The 1,877-nt window shown below is 41.3% G+C and carries 1 protein-coding gene; it reads left to right on the top strand.

The window, feature by feature from the left end; translation table 11 throughout:
- Window positions 1-489: 489 nt before the first annotated feature.
- Window positions 490-1,785 (top strand): group II intron reverse transcriptase/maturase, encoded by a 1,296-nt coding sequence (gene ltrA / locus LJE11_RS18955; protein ID WP_118616642.1) that lies wholly within the window; start codon window positions 490-492, stop codon window positions 1,783-1,785.
- Window positions 1,786-1,877 lie beyond the last annotated feature (92 nt).

Genomic DNA, 1,877 nt, shown 5'->3' with positions numbered 1-1,877 from the left:
TTCCAGTTGTGTGCCCAGCTAAGGGTGTGTAGTCAAGCCGGTGGGATTCCGGTTTATCCAAGGTTTAGCCAACCAGATAATAGCGAGTCTTGGGATGATGCCGGTAACGGCATCTGACAAGCGTAGACAGCAAGAAAGCAGGGTTGAATAGTGATGGAGCTTCGAAACGTTAACTTCAGTCGGTCGACGTCTTAACTGGTGCGGAAGACAATATCATGTAATGCGATATGGCGAGTGTTATGTGGCACTGCGGAGTCAGAGAACCAATCATGTTTTACATTGTGAATACACATCAACTGGGGAGAACCTGCCATTTCTCGAAGAAGAGTATGAAGTTGCAACTGAAAACGGAGGATTTCAAATGAATGGTAGGTGGTCGGACAATCCCATAGTACTGTAGAAATCGGGCAATGCCGATGGAGGGAAGGGGATTGCATAGTAAAGGTCTTACTGAGGACACATTATCCGTACTCAGGGACGGAGGAAATAATGGAAACGAAATTAGTAAGAATAGCTGAGATATCGGCAACATCAAAACATCCTATATTTACATCAGTGTACCACTTGATAAATGAAGATATGCTGAAGCAATGCCATAAGGAATTAGATGGGAACAAAGCAGTCGGAATTGACAAGGTAACTAAGGATGAGTATGGGAAGAACCTTGATAGAAATATCAAGGAACTGGTACAGAGGTTGAAAAACAAATCCTTTAAGCCACTTCCGTCACTGAGGGTATATATACCTAAAGGAAATGGAAAGAAACGACCATTAGGGATTGCTTCCTATGAAGATAAGATTGTACAAATGGCAGTGAAGAAAATACTGGGAGCTATTTATGAACCGAGATTCCTAAACTGCATGTATGGATTCAGACCGAATAGGGGGTGTCACGAAGCAATAAAAGAAGTATACCAACGGATAAGCTATGGAAAAATCAGCTATATCGTAGATGCCGATATCAAAGGTTTCTTTGACCATATCGATCATGATTGGATGATGAAGTTCCTTGAATGGAATATACAGGATAAGAACTTATTGTGGCTAATACGTAAATACCTTAAAGCAGGAATAATGGAGCAAGGAAAATTCGAGCCAACAGAGGAAGGTTCGGCACAAGGCTCAGTAATGAGTCCGATGCTTGCAAATATATACATGCATCATGTGTTGACGCTGTGGTTTAAGCTGGTGGTGCAAAGGGAAATGCAGGGAGAGTGTTTTCTCGTCAACTTTGCGGATGATTTTGTTGCAGGATTTCAATATAAGTCAGAAGCTGAAAGATACTATAAAGAGTTAAAGGAACGAATGGAAAAGTTTGGACTGGAGCTGGAAAGTAGTAAAAGCAGACTGATTGAATTTGGGAGATTTGCAGAGCAGAATCGTAGAGCAAGAGGAGAATGTAAGCCTGAAACATTTGGTTTTCTGGGATTTACCTTCTACTGTAGCAAAACGCGAAAGGGAGGTTTCGTGCCAAAGGTACAGACTTCAAGAAAGAAGTTTGAGCTAAAGGTTAGAGTATACAAGAACTGGATTTACGATAATCGAAATCGACCAATGCGAGAAATAATTAAAGAGTTGAACGTAAAACTAATTGGACACTATCGGTATTATGGTGTTACATGGAATTTTCGGAAGATAACAACATTCCTGCATAGAGTACAACAGTTTCTATTCAAAGCCATGAATCGGAGAGGTTGTAGACGGGCATACACATGGAATGGATTTGTGGAAATGCTCAAGTATTACCCGTTAGCAAAACCTAAAACGTACTATTGTTTATATTGAAGCGAATGTTACTATGAGGAGCCGTATGCGGGAAAGCCGCACGTACGGATCTGTGAGGGGCTAAGATTGAGAGGTCTTAGTCTACTCGACTG

This window comes from Blautia sp. DFI.1.216 (genome assembly GCF_020594215.1).
Classification (GTDB): domain Bacteria; phylum Bacillota; class Clostridia; order Lachnospirales; family Lachnospiraceae; genus Blautia_A; species Blautia_A wexlerae.
Note: the sequence above shows the minus strand (reverse complement) of the source record. Positions and strands in the feature narration are given on the sequence as shown.

Bases quoted from the DNA above. Each gene is read 5' to 3' on its own strand.
- ltrA (WP_118616642.1), top strand. From the start codon at position 490: ATGGAAACGAAATTAGTAAGAATAGCTGAGATATCGGCAACATCAAAA.